The sequence below is a fragment of the Streptomyces sp. MB09-02B genome (genome assembly GCF_033794485.1).
In the GTDB taxonomy this organism is placed as follows: domain Bacteria; phylum Actinomycetota; class Actinomycetes; order Streptomycetales; family Streptomycetaceae; genus Streptomyces.
On record NZ_JARGEE010000193.1, the window covers coordinates 1 to 17,338 of the forward strand.

The window sequence follows — 17,338 nt, forward strand, 5'->3', positions numbered from 1 at the left end:
CCAGCGCCGATGCGAGTGCGGACACGGCGGCGCCGCCGTGTCCGCACTCGCATCGGCGCTGGTGGTGGCAAGGGCCTGGGCCACCTCACCGGTGTCGTCTCCGGGGGTGTGCTGAAGTCCGAAGGTGAGGACCGCTCCGAGGAGCAGCGCGGCACCGGAGACGAGCATGCCGGAACGGCCGGGCAGCCATGCCTGGGCGCCGCGGCCCGGTTCCTGGTGCAGGACCGTGCAAGCGGTGTCCGTGGTGGTTCGAGGGGCGCTGCGGGCCGAGGGCAACAGCAACGGCAGCAGGGCCACCAGCGCGGCGAGCCGGCCACGGCCGCGTTCCTCCCACACGGGCCCGTAGCCCGCGAGGGCGGCCGCCTCCAGTTCCCTGACGAACGCCTCGGCCTGCGCGGGCCGTTCCGCCGGATCCTTCGCCAGACCCCGGCGCACCAGCTCCCGCACAGCCTCCGGCACCTCGTCGGCGGGAACGGGTGCGTCGACGTGCTGCAACGCGAGCGCCGCGAGGTTGTCGCCGCGGTACGGCTTGTGGCCCGTCAGGCATTCGAAGAAGGTGGCGGAGGCCGCGTACACGTCGGCGGCGGGAGAGGCGGGCGCTCCGGTCCACTGTTCCGGGGCCATGTAGGAGGGGGTTCCGGCCACACCCGCGCTGGTGCCCGCGTCCACCGCGATGCCGAAGTCGACCAGCTTGGAGGTTCCGTCCGGCGCGACGAGGACGTTCTCCGGCTTGTAGTCGCGGTGGACGACACCGACGCGGTGCGCGTCCGCCAGTCCGAGCAGTGATCCCTTGAGGATGACGAGCGCGGCCTCGGGGCCGAGCGGATCCCCCTGCTTCAGCACCGCACGCAGCGAGAGACCGTCCACCAGCTCCATCACGATGGCGGCGCCGTCCGGGCCCTCCACGTACTCGTACAGCTCGGTGACGAAGGGGCTCTCCAGCCCGCCGAGCAGCCGGGCCTCGGTGCGGAAGTCGCGTACGAAGCCCGGCCGGGTGCGCAGGGACTCGCTGAGGTACTTGACGGCCACCGGCACGCCGGTCTCCTCGTGCACGGCGAGGACCACCCGCCCGCTCGCCCCCGACCCGAGTTCGAAGGACTCGGTGTATCCGGGCAATGTCCATGTGTTCATTCCAGCCCCCCAAGGCCGCCGTGCGTCGAAGCCCCACCTCTCCGGCGAATCGCCGCGCCGCGCGATGAGAGACACATTTTCGGCCACTGCGGTTGCGGTGCGCCATGCTCTGCGTGCGCCGTCCTCGCGTGGATGTCGAATGCGCCGGCGCCGGAAAAGGCCTCTGCCGACGACATCGTGCGAGACGTGGCACCATGCGCTGCCGTCACCGTGTGGGTGGGCGGTCCCACAGCAAGCACCGTGACATGCCGTTCGACACGATCCCCGAGCGCCTCGGCTGTCTCCCGCCATCACGCCTGATCTGGTGAATTACCGGCGAAATTAGCTAGGTTGCCGTCATCTGACTCGACATCCACATGGAGCGGCAGCATGAGCCAACAGCAGAAGACCTTCCGGGCCATCGAGGTCGGCGACGGAAGCGACGGGCGATGGGCCGCCCATACACAGGCCCTGTGGCCGCTCGCGGAGGAGTGGATGACCGAGGAGAGCCGGACGTCAGAGGGTGCGGACCGTGCTCGGAAGCTGTTCGAGGCGCACATGCCGGAGCTGGTTCCCGTTCTCGACCGCCTCGCTGGTCAGCTCGACCGGCCCGAGGGGGAAACCTTCCTCACCCTCGCGGCGCTGCGACCGTTCTTCTCGGGCTGTACCCAGATCGGCGGCAGCGGCACCCTGCTGCGCAACTACGACTTCAGCCCCGACGAGTGTGAGGGCACCATCGTCTCCTCCCACTTTCTCCGACCGGTGATCGGTATGCAGGATGCCGCCTGGGGCTTGCTGGACGGGATGAACGACGCCGGGCTCGCGGTGTCACTCACCTTCGGTGGGCGCTTCGTCCATGGACCCGGCTTCGCCATTCTCATCGTCCTGCGCTACCTGTTGGAGACGTGTGACACCGTTGACGAGGCAGTCGGCAGGCTGCGGTCCATACCGATCGCGATCCCGCAGAACGTCACCCTTGTCGACTCCGAGCAGGCAGTGACGGTGTTCGTGGGACCGGACATCGCAATGACTGAGGCAACGGACGCCTGCGCTGCCAACCACCAGCACTTGCCGGTACCGGACGAGCAGGAGCAGTTCTCCCGGACCCAGGAGCGGCTGGAGGCTGTTCGAGCAGCGGGGGCGGACGTGGCGGCGATGCTGAAGCCGCCGCTGTATCAATCCGCGTACGACGAGGGTTTGGGAACGGTCTACACCGCCCGGTACCGGCCGGCCGAGGGCCGTGTGACTTACTACTGGCCGGGTGAGTCCTGGGAACAGTCCTTCGATGGCTTCGCTCCGGGGTCCCGCGCCGTGGCCATCGGTTGAGCCGGCTGAGGGGTATTCGCGGCCTTGAGCCGACGAGATCGCGCGGTACCGAGCCCGATCGGTACCGGCCGACTTCGCCACAGTGAAGCGGGGCGCAGAGGAGAGAGGAGGGGGTCCACGACCAAAAATCGATGTCCCGTACAGGCGTGACCTATGAGTACCGGCGCAGACAGCAGGCTCTTCGACGCAAGCCTGCGTCTCATAGGCGGCCGTGCCAGGAGCAGGCTGCCGTTCCCCTGATCGGTACGGGGATGCCGAGTACCGCGCCGGAGGTCGCTGTCGGGTTCCGCACCCCGTACCGGGCCGTGGTGACGAAGAGGCGGTTGTCGTCGGGGTGCAGGCAGACCGAGGTGGGGTGCGGGGCGGGGACAGTCAGCGTGTGGAGCAGGCGGCCGTCGGGATCGTAGCGGCGGACCGCCCCGGCGCCCCACAGCGCGACCCACAGACAACCCTCCTCGTCGACGGTCATTCCGTCGGGGCTGCCTTCGCCGTCACGCAGTCGGGCGAAGGTTTCCGGGGCGCCGGTGAGGTCGCCCGAGACGGGGTCGACCCGGCAGCGCAGGACGGTGCCGACGGCCGTGTCGGCGAGGTACATGGTGGTGCCGTCGGCGGTGAACGCCGGGCCGTTGGCGATGGTCGGGCCGTCGAGGACGCGGACCACCGTGCCGTCGGGGTCCGTGCGGTAGAGGGAGCCCGCCCCGGGGGTGCCGTCGTAGGCCATGCTGCCGGCCCAGAAGCGCCCCGCGGGGTCGGCGACGCCGTCGTTCATCCGGCTGGGGACCGGGGTGCGGTCCTCGGGGCGGTCCAGCCATTCCAGGGTGCCGCCGGGGGTGAGCAGCGCGATGCCGGTGCCCGCGGCGGCGATCCAGGTGTCCGGCCGGCCGTACACCGGCGCGACGGCGCCCAACGGTACGTCGAGACGGGCGAGTTCGGTCGGCCCGGTGTCGTCGCGGTCGTCACGGTCGGCACGGTCGTCACGGTCGTCACGCAGTTCGAAGAGCCGTCCGCTGAGGATGTCGACGTACACGTACCGGCCCGAACCAGCGGCCGCCCTCGGCGAGTTCGTACGCTCCCTCCACGACGAGCGCCGCCGACGGTGCCGTTGATGTCATGTCCCTCTCCTGGGTCAGCGGATGGTGGTGCCGTCGGGCTGGTCGAGCAGGCCGAGTTCGTCCCGTGTGGGAAGGCCCTCCCAGTCGCCCCGGGTGGCCACGGTGAAGGCCGCGGTGGTGACGGCTCGGTGCAGCCGGGCCGGGATGTCCGCGCCGTCGAGGAGTCCGGACAGGTATCCGGCCACGAAGGCGTCGCCCGCGCCGACCAGATCGACGGCGCCGACCTGTATCGCCGCGCGGTCGGTCGCCCCGTCCGCGGTGAAGGCGGTCGCGCCGCTCGCGCCACGCTTGACGACGACCTCTTTGACCCCTTCCGCCAGAACGCTGCGCACGGCCTCCGGTTCGTCCACGCCGGATCGTTCCAGCACCAGCGGCAGTTCGTCCTCGGAGGCGACGAGCAGGTCGGTGCGGGCCAGCAGCGGCCGGAGCGCGGTGCGGGCGCGGTCGGCGGTCCACAGCCGGGAGCGGTAGTTGACGTCGAGGCATACGGTGACGCCGGCGTCGCGTGCTGCGGTGGCGGCGGCCAGGACCGCCTCGGCCGCCGACGGGCTCAGCGCCGGTGTGATGCCGGTCAGGTGCAGGACGCGGGTTTCGGGGGCCAGTGCGGGCAGGACGTCGGCCGGTGTGACGGCCGAACCGGCGGAACCGGCGCGGTAGTAGCTGACGCGCGTGAGCGTGCCCAGGCGGAGTTCGGTGAGCAGCAGTCCCGTGGGGCGGCCGGTGTCGTCGGTGCCCGCGTGGTCGATGTCGACGCCCTCGGCGCGCAGGGTGCGCAGGACGAGCGCGCCGAGTTCGTCCGCACCGACCCGGCCGGCCCAGCGCACCCGGTGGCCGAGCCGGGCGAGGCCGATCGCGACGTTGGACTCGGCGCCCGCCACGGACAGGCCGAGGCTGCCGCCGAGCCGCAGCGCGCCCGGAGCCCTGAGCGCCGCCATCGTCTCCCCGAAGGTCACGACCTCGGGTGGAATCGATCCCGTCACGTCCTCCCCCCGGCGACGACCTTGCGGAACTCGGCCACACGGTGCCGGAGTCGATCGAGGTCGCCGCCGTCGGCCGCGTCCCCGACGAGGGGTGAGCCGACGCCTACGGCGACGGCGCCCCGGTCCAGATACTCGCCGGCCGCCTGCGCGTCCACTCCACCGACGGGCACGAAGGGCACCTCGGGGAAGGGGTCGCGCAGGGCCCGCAGATAACCGGGGCCGCCCAGAGTGCCCGGAAAGAGTTTGATCGCGGCGGCGCCTCGTGCGAGGGCGAGTTCGATCTCGGTCGGCGTCAGGGCGCCCATCAGCACGGGTACGCCGTAGGGCTCCAGCCCGTCGACCAGTGCCGGAGTGACGAGGTACGACGCACCGGCGTCCACGGCGCGGGCCGCGTCCGCCGCCGAGCGCACGGTTCCGGCGCCGAGGAGCGCGTCGGGGCCGAGTTCGGCGCGGGCCTGCCTGATGACGGTCAGGGCGTCGGCCGTGGTCAGGGAGACCTCGATGGCCGCGACGCCCTCCTCGGTGAGGGTGCGTACGGTGCGCAGGGCCGCGGCGGGGTCCTTGCCCCGCACGATCGCCAGCAGGCGGTGGCCACGGAGGGATTCCACCAGGTTCATGGGGAGCGGGCTCTCCTCGGGTTCGGGATGTGCGTGCTTGAGGGTGCTCACCATTCGGTGAACGCTCCGTCCGCTCCCCGCCATACGGGGTTGCGCCAGCGGTGTCCGGTCTCGGCGGCGCGGCGTACGGCCTTCTCGTCGATGTCGACGCCGAGGCCGGGACGGGAGGCGGCGACGGCGTATCCGTCCTGGAAGCGGAAGGGTTCGGGGTCCATCACGTACTCCAGCAGGTCGCACCGCTGGTTGTAGTGGATGCCCAGGCTCTGTTCCTGGATGAGGAAGTTCGGTACGGAGAAGGCGATCTGGAGGCTCGCGGCCAGAGCGATCGGGCCGAGGGGGCAGTGCGGGGCCAGGGTGACGTCGTACGTCTCGGCCATGGCGGCGATGCGGCGGACCTCGGAGATGCCGCCGGCGTGCGAGAGGTCGGGCTGGGCGACGGCGATGCCGCTGGCCATGACCTCGCGGAAGTCCCAGCGGGAGTACAGGCGTTCGCCGGTGGCGAGCGGGACACTCGTGGACTCCACCAGGCTGCGCAGGTGGCCCGAGTGTTCCGGTGCGACGGGTTCCTCGACGAACAGCGGGTGCAGCGGCTCCAGTTGGGGCAGCAGGCGGCGTGACATGGCGGTGGAGGCCCGGCCGTGGAAGTCGACGGCGATGTCCCGCTCGTCGCCCAGCACTTCACGGACGGCCGCTACGCGGGCGACGACCTCGGCGGTGCGTGCCGGGGTGTCGATCGGGGCGAGTTCGGCCGAGCCGTTCATCTTCACGGCGGTGAAGCCCGCATTCATCTGCTCCTCGGCCAGCTCCGCGACCTCGCCGGGACGGTCTCCGCCGATCCAGGCGTACATCCGGACGCGGTCGCGGACGGGGCCGCCGAGGAGGCGGTGCACGGGGACACCGTAGGACTTGCCGGCGATGTCCCACAGGGCCTGGTCGATGCCGGCGACGGCGCTGGAGAGGATGGGGCCGCCACGGTAGAAACCGCCCTTGGTGAGCACCTGCCAGTGGTCCTCGATGCGCAGCGGGTCCCGGCCGACGAGGTAGTCGGCCAGTTCATGGACCGCGGCGCGTACGGTCTCGGCGCGGCCCTCGATCACGGGCTCGCCCCAGCCGGTGACTCCCTCGTCGGTGGCGACGCGGAGGAACAGCCAGCGCGGAGCGACCAGGAAGGTCTCAAGTGCGGTTATCTTCAAGGAGTTTCCTCGGGGAGCGGGTCGGTCGCGAGGCCGTCGTGGTCCTGCTGGGCCTGTACGGCGGCCAGGTCGTGGGACGCCTGCGCGAGCAGTGACTCGACGGCGGCCACCGCCGCGTCCGGATCACCCGCCTCGACCGCGTCGAGCAGTTCCTGGTGCACGGGGATGGAGTCGGAGAAGTGCCGGGCGCCGTGCACGATCCGGTCGCGTACGCGCAGACCGGCCTCGATGACGACTTCCATGCGGCTGAGCAGTTCGTTGTGGGCGGCGTCCAGCAGGGCGCGGTGGAAGGCGAGGTCAGCCTCGACCATCGCGTCCGCGTCCGTCCCGGCCGCTGCCATCGCGTCGAGTGCCTGCCGCAGCGTGTCCAGGTCGGCGGGGGTACGGCGGGCCGCGGCGAGCCGGGCTCCGGCGGGTTCGACGATCGCGCGGACCTCGGCGAGGTCCTCCAGGAAGCCGTCGGTGGGGGCGCTGCTGCCCTGCCAGCGCAGCAGGTCGCTGTCGAGCAGGTTCCAGTCGGCGCGCGGCCGGATGGTCGTGCCGCGTTTCTGCTTCGACTCCAGCAGGCCCTTGGCCGCCAGGACGCGCAGTGCCTCGCGCACGACGGTCTTGCTGACGCCGAGTTCCGTCTCGAACTTGACCGGGTCGACGACGGAGCCCGGGGGGTAGTCGCCCCGGATGATGCGCCGGCCCAGCTCCTCCACCGCCTGCGCGTGCAGCCCCTTGGGGGGATGGGTCACCACGTTCTCCGTTTCCGTATCGGTCCTTGTGCCCGGCCCACCGCACGGTGTGCGACGCTCACGAGGACTCCTTCATGACGCTCCATCCTCCATCGACCAGCAGGCTGGCGCCGGTCACATAGGAGGCGTCCGACGATGCCAGGAAGGCGACGGCCGCTGCCACCTCCTCCGGCTGCCCGAACCGCCCGGCCGCCGTGGCCGCGACGCTGCGCGCCCGGTCGGGCTCCGGGATCCCGTCCCAGGCGGCGGTCAGGATGGGTCCGGGCAGCACGGTGTTGACCCGGATGTCGGGACCGTACTCGACGGCCAACTGCCGCCCCAGTGAGCACAGTGCGCCCTTCGCGGCGGCGTAGGCGGCATGGCCCGGCAGGCCCAAGACCGCGTGCACCGACGAGGTGAGGACGACGGAACCCTTCGCCTCGCGCAGCATGGCAGCGAACGTCTTCATCGCGCGCCAGGCCGGTTTGAGCAGCACCGCCATCTGACCGTCCCACTCGGCCTCGCTCAGTTCGTGGGCGGGCTTGTTGAGCTGGGCGTAGGCGTTGCTGTGCAGCACGTCCAGCCGGCCGTGGTGCTCGTCGACGTGGCGGGCCAGGTACTGCCAGTCGGCGGCCGAGGTCACGTCGCAGTGCACGAACTCGGCGCGTCCCCCGCTGTCCGCGATCTCCGCCGCGACGGCCTTGCCGGCCGCGACCTCCACGTCCGTGACCACGACCACCGCTCCTTCGGCCGCGAGCCGGCGTGCCGTGGCCGCGCCGATGCCGTGCGCCGCCCCGGTGATCACGGCCACGCGCCCCGTCATCCTGCGGCATTCCGTCGTCACGTGCGTCTCCCCTCGCTCCTGCCTGTGCGCCCCACCATAGCTGTTTCAATTAATTATGAATATATCTTGACGGCGTGGCGATGCCACTCCGAGACTGACCGGCACGCACCAGGCACCTCCGGGACGAAGCCAGGAAGGACCTCCTCCCATGAGCCGCACCACACCCCGCCGCAGAAGCCGGGGCGCACTCGCCACGACCCTTGTCGCCCTCTCCCTGGTCATCTCCGCCTGCAGTGATTCGAGCGATACGCAGGACAAGGCGCAGGCACCCGCCAAGCCCGGCGAGAAGGTCGACCTGCGCTTCTGGTCGTGGGTTCCCGGCGTCGACAAGGCCGTCGACAAGTGGAACGCCACCCACCCGGACATCCACGTCAAACTGGAGAAGATCCCGGCAGGCAGCAGCGGCGGCTACGCGAAGACGCGCGCCGCCCTCAAGAGCGGCAACGCGCCCGACCTGGCCCAGGTGGAGTACCAGGAGATCCCCTCGTTCCTGCTGGAGAACGGCCTGGTGAACCTGTCCGAGTACGGCGCGGACAAGGACAAGTCGAAGTTCGTGGACTGGCAGTGGCAGCAGGGAGTCTTCGGCTCGGCCGTCTACGCGATCCCCCAGGCGTCCGGTCCGATGGGCCTGTTCTACCGCTCCGACCTGTTCAAGAAGTGGGGCATCGCTCCGCCCGAGACGTGGGACGAGTACGCCCGGGCGGCGGAGAAGATCCGCAGGTCCGACCCGAAGGCCTACATCGGCACCTTCCCGCCCGGCAACTCGGCCTGGTTCACCGCACTCGCCTGGCAGGCCGGCGCCAAGTGGTTCGGCGTCGACGGCGACACCTGGTCGGTGAACATCGCCTCCCCGGAGACCCTCAAGGTCGCCGCCTACTGGGACGAACTGCGCACCAAGAAACTGATCAAGACCGAGCCCGACTTCGCCAACGGCTGGTACAAGGACCTGCAGTCCGGCGCCATCACCTCATGGGTCAGCGCCCAGTGGGGCGACGCCATCATCAGCGGAAACGCCCCCAAGACCAGCGGCAAATGGGCCGTGGCGCCCATGCCGCAGTGGACCAGGGGCGCGAACGTGTCCGCGAACTGGGGTGGTTCCTCCACGGCCGTCCTCAAGGGCGCGGGGCACATCCCCGAGGCCCTGAAGTTCGCCGAGTGGCTCAACACCGACCCCGCGAGCGTCGACCTGCTCCTGCAGGGCGGATACGGCTGGCCCGCGGGGGCCGACGCGTACAGGGGCTCCTCGCTGGACAAGCCGTCGGCGTTTTTCGGAGGCCAAAAATACAACGAGGTCTTCGCGGAGGCGGACAAGAACATCGACACCTCGTGGAAGTGGATTCCGACGATCGACGCCACCTACCAGCACCTCAACGACGGCTTCCAGGCCGCCGTGGCGGGCAAGGGCTCGTTCGTCTCCGCGGTCCAGCAGGCGCAGAAGCAGACCGTCGAGGACCTGAAGAGGAAGGGTCTGAAGGTTTCCACCGGCCAGTGACCGCCTCCGGAGGGCGTGACGCGGCCGCCGCCGCCCTCCCCTCCGGACTCCAGAAAGCACCCTGATGCCCACCCGCACCCGAGCACCCCGCCGCCGCAGAAATCTGGCGCCCGTCGCCTTCGTCGCGCCCTTCCTCCTGCTGTTCCTGCTGACCTTCGCCGCCCCCATCGGCTACGCCGTCTTCCAGAGCGTCATGGATGTCGAACGCACCGGGCCGCTGGGGCTCGGCGCCAGCCGTACCGTCTTCGTCGGACTGAGCAACTACTCGGACGCGTTGTCCGACGACGCCTTCGTGCGCAGCATCGGTCGCGTCCTGCTGTTCGCCGTCGTCCAGGTGCCGGTGATGGTCGTACTGGCCGCCGGGCTCGCGCTGCTGCTGGACAGTGCCTCGGCCAGAGGCGTGCGGTTCTTCCGCGCCGCCTACTTCCTGCCCTACGGCGTTCCGGGGGTCATCGCGTCCATCCTGTGGGGCTTCCTGTACGTTCCGGGAGTCAGCCCTCTCGTGGACGGCATGCGCCACCTGGGCATATCGGTGGACCTGCTGGGCGGAGACACGGTCCTGTGGTCCATCGCGAACATCGTCACCTGGGAGTTCGCCGGCTACAACGTCCTGGTCCTCGTCGCCCAGTTGCGCACCATCCCCACGGAGTTGTACGAGGCCGCCCGCATCGACGGCGCCAGTGCCTGGATGACGGTCCGGCACGTCAAGCTGCCGCTGCTGCGCCCGGCGCTGATCCTCACCACGGTCTTCACCATCATCGGCACGCTGCAACTGTTCGCGGAACCCCTGGTACTCAAGCCCGTCTCGTCGAGCATCGACAGCGCCTACACCCCCAACCTCAGCGCCTACAACGAGGCGTTCACCAACGACAACTACCACCTCGCCGCCGCCGAGGCGGTCCTGCTCGCCCTCGCCGCGTTCGTGCTCTCCTTCGGGTTCCTGCGGCTGGTCAACAAGAGAGGCGGGGACACGTGAGTCTCCAGACAGCGGCCCGCACCGTCCCGCCGAGCGGTGAGAGGCCGGCCTCCGACGACGGCCCGACGCCGCGCGGCGACATCACCGGGGTCACCACGCGCAGCCGTATCCTCGTCACCGGCCTGCTCGTGGCAGCCGCCGGGTACTTCCTGCTCCCGGTGTACTGGCTGGTCGTGGCGTCCACCAAGTCCACCGGCGACCTGTTCGGCACCTTCGGGCTGTGGTTCTCCCAACCGCAGTTCCTGAGCAACCTGCACGAGGTGCTCACCTACGACGACGCGATCTACCTGCGCTGGGCCGCCAACAGCCTGCTGTACGCGGGGGTCGGCGCGGGCGTGGCGACGCTGCTGGCCGCGATGTCCGGCTACGCGCTGGCGAAGTTCTCCTTCGCCGGGCGCGACACGCTCTTCAACATCGTGCTGGGCGGCGTCCTGATCCCCGCCACGGCGCTCGCGCTGCCCATGTACCTGCTGTTCAGCGAGGCGGGCCTGGCCAGCACCTACTGGGCCGTCCTGCTGCCGAGCTTCGTCAGTCCGTTCGGCGTGTACCTGTGCCGGATCTACGCGGCGGCATCGATACCGGACGAGTTGTTGGAGGCGGCCCGCATCGACGGCGCGGGAGAGTTCCGCATCTTCACGGTCGTCGCCCTGCGCATCATGACCCCCGCCCTGGTGACGATCTTCCTCTTCCAGTTCGTGGGCATCTGGAACAACTACTTCCTGCCGCTGGTCATGCTGTCCGACTCCACGCTCTACCCCATCACCCTCGGTCTGACGTCATGGCAGTCCTTCGCCGACCGCCAGCCTCAGCTCTACCAGCTGACCGTGGGAGGCGCCTTCGTCTCCGTCGTCCCGCTGATGATCGCCATGGTCGCCCTGCAGCGCTTCTGGCGCAGCGGTCTGACCGAGGGCAGCGTCAAGGCCTGACCCACAGGAAGGGCAGAGGGGGAGGGTCGGTCCGTCCCTCCCCCTCTGCCCTTCCACGTCAGGGGTCATCTGTCCCTGGGGTTCACCGCCTTGCGGAACATGTCGTAAACAAGCTTGGGCCGTTCCTCGGCGAAGGTGAACAGACCCATCACCGAGATGCCGTTGTAGGCCTGGTTGTATCCGGCCCGCTGCTTGTAGTCCTTGAGCACCCAGTAGGTGAAGCCTGCGACGAAGTCGCTCCGCGCCGTCACCTGCGCCCAGTGGGCGGTGAAGCTCGCCGCCTGCCACTCCTCCGTGCCCTGCGTGGTCGCGGGACCGTGGGTGCCGGCTATGGACCAGGTGCCGTTCTCGGTGATCAGGATCGGCTTGTCGGGATACTTGGCGTGCACCGCGTCCAGCGTGGGGCCGAGGTCGGCGTCCTTGCCGTAGAAGTAGCCGAAGTACTCGTTGAACCCGATCACGTCGGCGAGGTCGAACGCGGGGTCGTTGCTGGTGTTGGAGGCCCAGGTCACCGGGCGGGCGGTGAGGTCGACGGACTTCACGGCCGCCTTCAGGTCGGCGAGCCAGGCCCGGTAGACCAGAGCGCCGCCGGCGTCGATCTCCGACTCGTTCTGCAGGCACCAGAGGATCACCGACGGGCGGTTGTGCTGGTTCCACGCCATGGTCAGGGCCAGGGCGCGGGCGAGGCCGTAGCGCTCGGTCTGGAGCTTCTCCTGGGGGGTGTTGAGCCACATGGTGTCGATGTCGTCCATCACCAGGACGCCGCGCTCGTCCGCCCAGTCGTAGACGTAGGGGTGACGGTTGTAGACGCAGTTGCGGATGAAGTTGGCGCCCACCGCCGTGATGTGTCCGAGTTCCCGGTCGTACTCGGCCGGCGTCATCGCCCTGCCGTGGGCGGCCGTCTCCTCGTGCCAGTTGAGGCCCTTGAGGAACAGCGGTTTGCCGTTCAGGCGCAACTGGGCGTCGGCTACGGCCAGTTCGCGTACGCCGTACGTGGTCGACAACGTGTCCACCCGTGGACCTCCATGCCTCCCGGCGGTCAGGGTGGCGCGGGCGGTGAGCGTGTGCGGCGCGGCCGGGCTCCAGCGTGGCGCGCCGGGTATGCGGACCACGACCCGTACGACGCCCGCCGACCGGGCGGCGATCCTGGCCGCGACCACGGTGGGCCGACCGCCGCTCCCCCGGCCGGGGTCCAGGGTGAGCCGACCGTCGAAGTCGGAGGCGCCGTGGTTCTCGACGACCGCGTGTGCCTCCAGGCGCCCGTTCGTGGCGGCCACGAGCAGTTTGGCGATGGTGACCCGCGGGACCGCCTCGATCCACGCCGACCGGGTGAGACCCGCGTAGGGCCAGTAGTCGACGGGCTTGTACGGCAGCTCGTGGTCGTCGGTGACCGGCTGCGGCGTCGCGGCCGTGTAGTCGGTGTAGCTCGCGCGGCGGAAGACCCGCACGGCGAGCGTCTGGCGGGTTCCCGGCCGCAGCGCCCCTCCCACCGGAAGCGCGAACGGCGAGTTGGCACCCTCGTGCTTGCCGAGGTGCTTGCCGTCGAGCCAGACCTCGGCGCTGTAGCCGGCGGCCAGGAAGGCGATGCGTACGTGGCGGGCCCGCCAGGACGCCGGCACAGCCACGGTGGTGCGGTACCAGGCGTACCCGTCGGCGAACGCCGTGCCCCGGCCGAAGGGTGCGGTCTCAGAGCCGAAGCCGGGCGTGTCCAGCAGGTCCCAGGCCGCCGGGACGTCGATGCGGTCCCAGGCCCGGTCGTCGTGGCGCGGGGACTGCCAGCCCTCGTCGAGCCCCTGGTCGGCCGGGTCGAAGCGGAAGCGCCACCGCTTGTCCAGGGACAGGTAGTCGCGTGTGGGCTCATGGGTGCGCCAGCCGTCGAACGCGGGGAGCACCGTGCCGTACTGGAAGACGACGTTGGTACCGCCGACCTCGCGCACATGGGTTCCGGAGGGCTCCGTGGCGGGGTGGGTGTCTAGCACCGGGCCGTTCGCGGCCGCCGCGGCCGTGCCGTCTGCCGCACGCGCCGTCTCCGGCCAGGCCGGCAGGGCGACGACGGCGGCCGCGCCGAGGCCTGTGACGACGGTACGCCGGGACGGGTGGATGGATTCGGTCATGGCACATGAGCCTGAGCAGTCCCACCACCCCTGTCAAGCATTATTCATAATTAATGAATTGAGCTACCGTGCCCTCATGACCACACAGCAGCGACCGATGGCCATCACCCTGTGGGACTTCAGCTGGTACACACAGGCAGGACCCGGCGAGCCCTTCGCCGACCTCGACCGCGCCTTCGCCGAGACCGTGGACCGGGGCTTCGACACCGTGCGCGTCTGCGCCATGCCCTTCCTGCTGTTCTCCGGACGCGTCCCGGACCCGGAGTCCATCCAGGTCCGCGGCCTGGGCGAGGAGTTCGGACAGCGCACCCGCTGGTACGACGTGCGCGGCGGCTATCCGCTGGACGGCCGCCGACGGCTCGTCGAGCTGTTCGAGGCCGCCGCCCGCCACGACTGCAAGGTGATCGTGTCCTCCTGGGAGTACCAGCAGTCCCCCAGCTTCGCCGACACCGACGCCTGGCACCGCGCCTTGGCCGAGGTGCCCGGCCCGGACCGTGCCGAGGCGGTGGCCGAAGCGCTCGCCGGACTCCTCGACTTCCTCACCGAGCGCGGACTGGCCGACCAGGTCGCCTACGTCGAGGTGCACAACGAGGTCGACAACTGCTCCCTGGTGCCGCGCGACGGCGTCACCCACTACGCCTATCTGCGCGGCCCTCTCGACCGTGCCGTGAAGCTGCTGCGGGCCCGGCACCCCGCCATCCCCGTCACCTACTCCCTGGGCGAGCCCTGGCCGAGCGAGATCGACGACCTGCCGGAGGGGGCACAGATCGCGCACTTCCACTTCTACGTCTACGGCGTGCTCGGCGCCCTGTACGAGGCGGTCGGACTCGGCCACGGCACCGAAGCGGCACCCGAGACGGCCGACTGGCCCACCCCCGCACTGGCCGCCATGCTGCGCCCCGACGCGCCCGCCTTCGCCGACTACCAGCCGGACGAGTCCTGGCGACTGGCCGCCACCGGAATCCCGCGCGAACTGTTCTACGCCCACGACTGGGTCGACCCCGACCGCTGGGACCTGTGGCTCTACGAGAACTATCCGGCGCACCGGCAGGCCATGCGCGAGACGCTGGCCGGGTGGGTCGACGCCGTCGCCGAGTTCGCCCGCGTCCGCAGCATCCCCGCCGTGCTCGGAGAAGGCGTCGTGGGCTACACCCCGCTGCTGACGCGCTTCGAGGAGGACGCCGTCGGAAAGGACATCGCCGAGTTCGTCGTCGACCGCTGCCTCGCCGCGGGTTTCCGCGGCGTCGTCCTGACCTCCAACGCGGCCCCGCACCACCCCATGTGGCACACCGACCAGGACTGGATGCGGCGGGTCAACGCCCGTATCACCGCGGCCTGATCACGCCCCCGCGCAGCGGCCCGGAACGCAGACGTCGAGTCGTCCCGACACGATGACCGGGAGCATGACGACAATCCTCAGGCGCCTGCCCGACCCTGGAGGTAGGGCCGACCTGCTGGCGTCAGGTGGTGGTGGGCCAGGTCCGCAGCAGGGCGGCGATCTCCCCCGCGGTGCAGGCGGGGTCAAGGAGCAGGTCCTTCAGGGCGATGGCAACAGACAAGGCTGCCCGACCTCGCTCCTGCTGCGGCACGGATCACCCATGCCACAGCGGGCGTTGAGAGCCTCGACTCACTGCCGGACACGGCGCGGCACTCTTTCAGCGCGGCAAGCAGGGCAGTTGTCTGATCAACGAGCTTCGTGCGTGGGCGCAGGCACCTGAGCTGTCGCCGGATGTGCCGGGTACGGCGGTGACTCGGCCCATCCCTGACTGAAGGCAATGGGGCGGCAGACCGGTCGCGAAATAACCTGTCGATCGTAATATTACATACATCAGACCATAGATTAGGCTCGGACACGAGGCAACGGCCCGGCGGATTTGAGGGAGAAACCCTGTGGCGCGCTACACCAAAGAGCACAAGCAGGTGACGCGGCAGCGGATCATCGAGCGGGCCGGCCACCGGTTCAAGCGGGACGGCATCGACGGCTCCGGCATCTCCACGCTGATGTCGGACGCCGGACTCACCAACGGAGCGTTCTACGCCCACTTCGAGTCCAAGGACGACCTCGTCGCCCACGTCGTCGCCGAGCAGCTGCGCACGCTGGTGAAGCAGTACGACACGCTGCGGCCCGGCCGCGAGGGCCTCGAGGATCTCATCCGCGCGTATCTGTCGCCCGAGCACCGGGACAACCCCGGCGACGGTTGTCCGTCCGCAGCCCTGCTCGACGAGATCGGCCGCTGCGGTGACGGGGCCAAGGATGCCTACACCGACGGCGCCAGGGCCATCCTGGACGAGCTCGCCGCCCGCCTGGCACCCGAGGATCCGCAGTCCGCCCGCGGTCAGGCCGTCGGCCTCTTCACCATGGTGGTGGGAACGTTGCAGCTGTCCCGCGCGCTCTCCGACCGGAAGTTCTCCGACGAGGTCCTCGATCAGGGGATCGAGAACGCGCTCGCCTTCGCGCGGTGCCGGTCGACACCGGCTGGGTGACCACTGGGCAAGGGCCAGGGGCCGGTGCCGTGCACCCGCGTTTCCCCCGTCAGCGTGAGCGGGGGCCCGCATCGCCACCCTGCATGACAAGCACCTCGGCACCGTACGGGCGAGCAACGAGCAGGTCAGTTACGTCGAACAGGTGTCAGAGCCGTGACACCCATTGCGCGTCACGGCTCTGACCCAGCGTCACCAGCACGTACGCGGACCGCACTTCAGCCCTACGGCCGGCCGAAGAACTCGAGGACCCTCGGCACGAACTGCTCGTGGTACTGGAAGATGCCGCCGTGGCCGCCGTCGGGGTAGATCACCAGCTGGGCGTTCGGCAGTCGCCGGGCCATGTCGGCCGAGTTCGACGTCGGAACCATCCTGTCGTGGTCACCGTTGGCGACGAGCACGGGCTGCTGGATGACGGACAGATCCTGCGGCCGTGCCAGCCCCCAGCGGTGGATGGCCGTGAGCTGGGAGAAGTAGGAGGCGAGGGAGATCACCTTGTCCCGGTCCTGACTGCGCTCCTTCAGACGGGCCAGGAACTCCTTGCCGGCCCGCCGCCCGTTCGCGGTGCGGGTGAAGAAGAGGAACTGCTTCACATCCTGAAAGGTGAGCAGTGCCCGGAGGGTGTCGAAGTGGGCGATCCGGGTCACGTCCTTGATGCCCTCGCCACCGGCCGGACCGGTGCCCGCGAGGATCAGCCTGCGGATGAGCTGCGGATCGGTCTGTGCGATCACCTGGGCGATCATGCCGCCCATCGAGAAGCTGAGGACGTCCACCTGCTCGAGCCCGAGCGACCGGATGAAGGTGACGGCGTCCTTGGCCATCTCCTCGATGGTCTTCGGCGTCACGCCGCTGGACGCGCCCACGCCCCTGTTGTCGAACGTGATCACCCGGTGCTTGGCGGCGATGCCGTCGACGACACGGGGGTCCCAGTTGTCCAGGACCGCGGCAAGGTGGGTGAGGAAGACCACCGGGACACCGGACCGCGCACCGAGTTCGCGGTAGGCGAAGGTCACTCCGTCGGCGGTGACGGTGCGGGTCTCCGCGTTCTGGTACGACGTCACCACGTCGCCTCGTGCTTCGCGTGCGTTCACGGTCGTGCCCTTCGGTGAGGGGTATCGCCAGGGTGCGCCGGCCTCTTCTTCCTTCGCAGATGGGCGCAGAGCGGTTCCCAGGTCTCCCGGCTGCGACTGCAGTCCGGAGCCGGCGGCCAGAGGAGGCCCAGGAAGTGGGAATCCCCTGGATCGGGTCCCTGCAGCAACCCGTCGACCTCAACTATTGAAGTATGACCATACTCCAATAGAGGGTGCAAGTGTGCGAGCGAACGAGATGCACAGCGGCGGAATCACGTGTTCCGTCGAGCGTCGGGGAAACCAGCACAGCGCACCGCCAGAGCGGGAGCGGCTGGACCGGAGTCCGCAACGTGGGCTACGACAACACCGCCCCAGCCC

Annotated in this window: 15 protein-coding genes and 1 pseudogene; 6 read left to right on the forward strand and 10 right to left on the reverse strand. The window is 69.9% G+C overall.

What is annotated here, in order from left to right:
* Positions 1 to 1,131: serine/threonine-protein kinase (locus tag P1P70_RS24970; RefSeq protein ID WP_319241437.1), on the reverse strand; the 1,131-nt coding region annotated here is incomplete at its 3' end.
* A gap of 474 nt (positions 1,132 to 1,605) precedes the next feature.
* Between P1P70_RS24970 and P1P70_RS24975 the strand changes: the two genes are divergently transcribed.
* Positions 1,606 to 2,436 carry a C45 family peptidase gene (locus P1P70_RS24975; RefSeq protein ID WP_319241439.1) on the forward strand — a complete coding sequence of 277 codons (831 nt, stop codon included), beginning with the start codon at positions 1,606 to 1,608 and terminating at the stop codon, positions 2,434 to 2,436.
* A gap of 199 nt (positions 2,437 to 2,635) precedes the next feature.
* Here P1P70_RS24975 and P1P70_RS24980 read toward each other — a convergent pair whose 3' ends face one another.
* The 6 genes from P1P70_RS24980 to P1P70_RS25005 form a co-directional block, all read right to left on the reverse strand.
* Positions 2,636 to 3,463 carry an SMP-30/gluconolactonase/LRE family protein gene (locus P1P70_RS24980; protein ID WP_319241441.1) on the reverse strand — a complete coding sequence of 276 codons (828 nt, stop codon included), beginning with the start codon at positions 3,461 to 3,463 and terminating at the stop codon, positions 2,636 to 2,638.
* Positions 3,464 to 3,562: 99 nt separating this feature from the next.
* Positions 3,563 to 4,483, reverse strand: coding sequence for a sugar kinase (locus tag P1P70_RS24985; RefSeq protein ID WP_319241462.1), 921 nt, complete (start codon positions 4,481 to 4,483; stop codon positions 3,563 to 3,565).
* A 41-nt stretch (positions 4,484 to 4,524) separates the two neighbouring features.
* Complete coding sequence (locus tag P1P70_RS24990) at positions 4,525 to 5,145, reverse strand: bifunctional 4-hydroxy-2-oxoglutarate aldolase/2-dehydro-3-deoxy-phosphogluconate aldolase (RefSeq protein ID WP_319241464.1); 621 nt, start codon at positions 5,143 to 5,145, stop codon at positions 4,525 to 4,527.
* A 47-nt stretch (positions 5,146 to 5,192) separates the two neighbouring features.
* Complete coding sequence (gene dgoD / locus P1P70_RS24995; protein ID WP_319241443.1) at positions 5,193 to 6,338, reverse strand: galactonate dehydratase; 1,146 nt, start codon at positions 6,336 to 6,338, stop codon at positions 5,193 to 5,195.
* Positions 6,335 to 7,081: a FadR/GntR family transcriptional regulator gene (locus P1P70_RS25000; protein ID WP_319241444.1), complete on the reverse strand. Its 747-nt coding sequence runs from the start codon at positions 7,079 to 7,081 to the stop codon at positions 6,335 to 6,337. Before P1P70_RS25000 ends, dgoD begins: the two co-directional genes overlap by 4 nt.
* A gap of 55 nt (positions 7,082 to 7,136) precedes the next feature.
* On the reverse strand, positions 7,137 to 7,880 hold the full coding sequence (locus tag P1P70_RS25005) for an SDR family NAD(P)-dependent oxidoreductase (RefSeq protein WP_413471541.1): 744 nt from the start codon (positions 7,878 to 7,880) through the stop codon (positions 7,137 to 7,139).
* A gap of 169 nt (positions 7,881 to 8,049) precedes the next feature.
* Here P1P70_RS25005 and P1P70_RS25010 point away from each other — a divergent pair, with 169 nt between their 5' ends.
* From P1P70_RS25010 to P1P70_RS25020, 3 genes are all read left to right on the forward strand, one after another.
* On the forward strand, positions 8,050 to 9,393 hold the full coding sequence (locus P1P70_RS25010) for an ABC transporter substrate-binding protein (protein WP_319241448.1): 1,344 nt from the start codon (positions 8,050 to 8,052) through the stop codon (positions 9,391 to 9,393).
* A 64-nt stretch (positions 9,394 to 9,457) separates the two neighbouring features.
* Positions 9,458 to 10,369 (forward strand): sugar ABC transporter permease, encoded by a 912-nt coding sequence (locus P1P70_RS25015; RefSeq protein ID WP_319241450.1) that lies wholly within the window; start codon positions 9,458 to 9,460, stop codon positions 10,367 to 10,369.
* Positions 10,366 to 11,295 (forward strand): carbohydrate ABC transporter permease, encoded by a 930-nt coding sequence (locus P1P70_RS25020; RefSeq protein WP_319241452.1) that lies wholly within the window; start codon positions 10,366 to 10,368, stop codon positions 11,293 to 11,295. Before P1P70_RS25015 ends, P1P70_RS25020 begins: the two co-directional genes overlap by 4 nt.
* Positions 11,296 to 11,360: 65 nt before the next feature.
* On the opposite strand, the gene P1P70_RS25025 is transcribed toward P1P70_RS25020, so the two are convergent.
* Complete coding sequence (locus P1P70_RS25025) at positions 11,361 to 13,409, reverse strand: glycoside hydrolase family 2 protein (RefSeq protein ID WP_319241455.1); 2,049 nt, start codon at positions 13,407 to 13,409, stop codon at positions 11,361 to 11,363.
* A gap of 76 nt (positions 13,410 to 13,485) precedes the next feature.
* Here P1P70_RS25025 and P1P70_RS25030 point away from each other — a divergent pair, with 76 nt between their 5' ends.
* A complete protein-coding gene (locus P1P70_RS25030; protein ID WP_319241457.1) occupies positions 13,486 to 14,748 on the forward strand; it encodes a cellulase-like family protein in 1,263 nt (420 codons plus the stop codon).
* Between the two features lie 121 nt (positions 14,749 to 14,869).
* Here the strand turns inward: P1P70_RS25030 and P1P70_RS25035 are convergent.
* Positions 14,870 to 14,959, reverse strand: a pseudogene (locus tag P1P70_RS25035) (fic family toxin-antitoxin system, toxin component); the annotation flags it as partial.
* A 340-nt stretch (positions 14,960 to 15,299) separates the two neighbouring features.
* Between P1P70_RS25035 and P1P70_RS25040 the strand changes: the two are divergent.
* Positions 15,300 to 15,893, forward strand: a complete 594-nt coding sequence (locus tag P1P70_RS25040) for a TetR/AcrR family transcriptional regulator (RefSeq protein ID WP_319241458.1) — start codon at positions 15,300 to 15,302, stop codon at positions 15,891 to 15,893.
* A 221-nt stretch (positions 15,894 to 16,114) separates the two neighbouring features.
* On the opposite strand, the gene P1P70_RS25045 is transcribed toward P1P70_RS25040, so the two are convergent.
* The gene (locus P1P70_RS25045) at positions 16,115 to 16,981 is read right to left on the reverse strand and encodes an alpha/beta hydrolase (RefSeq protein ID WP_319241460.1); all 867 of its coding nucleotides are present in this window, start codon (positions 16,979 to 16,981) and stop codon (positions 16,115 to 16,117) included.
* Positions 16,982 to 17,338 lie beyond the last annotated feature (357 nt).

Coding starts and splice junctions, on each gene's coding strand:
- P1P70_RS24985 (WP_319241462.1), bottom strand. CDS start 4,483: ATGGCGGCGCTCAGGGCTCCGGGCGCGCTGCGGCTCGGCGGCAGCCTC.
- P1P70_RS25015 (WP_319241450.1), top strand. CDS start 9,458: ATGCCCACCCGCACCCGAGCACCCCGCCGCCGCAGAAATCTGGCGCCC.
- P1P70_RS24975 (WP_319241439.1), top strand. CDS start 1,606: ATGACCGAGGAGAGCCGGACGTCAGAGGGTGCGGACCGTGCTCGGAAG.
- P1P70_RS25005 (WP_413471541.1), bottom strand. CDS start 7,880: ATGACGGGGCGCGTGGCCGTGATCACCGGGGCGGCGCACGGCATCGGC.
- P1P70_RS24990 (WP_319241464.1), bottom strand. CDS start 5,145: ATGAACCTGGTGGAATCCCTCCGTGGCCACCGCCTGCTGGCGATCGTG.
- P1P70_RS25030 (WP_319241457.1), top strand. CDS start 13,486: ATGACCACACAGCAGCGACCGATGGCCATCACCCTGTGGGACTTCAGC.
- P1P70_RS25010 (WP_319241448.1), top strand. CDS start 8,050: ATGAGCCGCACCACACCCCGCCGCAGAAGCCGGGGCGCACTCGCCACG.
- P1P70_RS25025 (WP_319241455.1), bottom strand. CDS start 13,409: ATGACCGAATCCATCCACCCGTCCCGGCGTACCGTCGTCACAGGCCTC.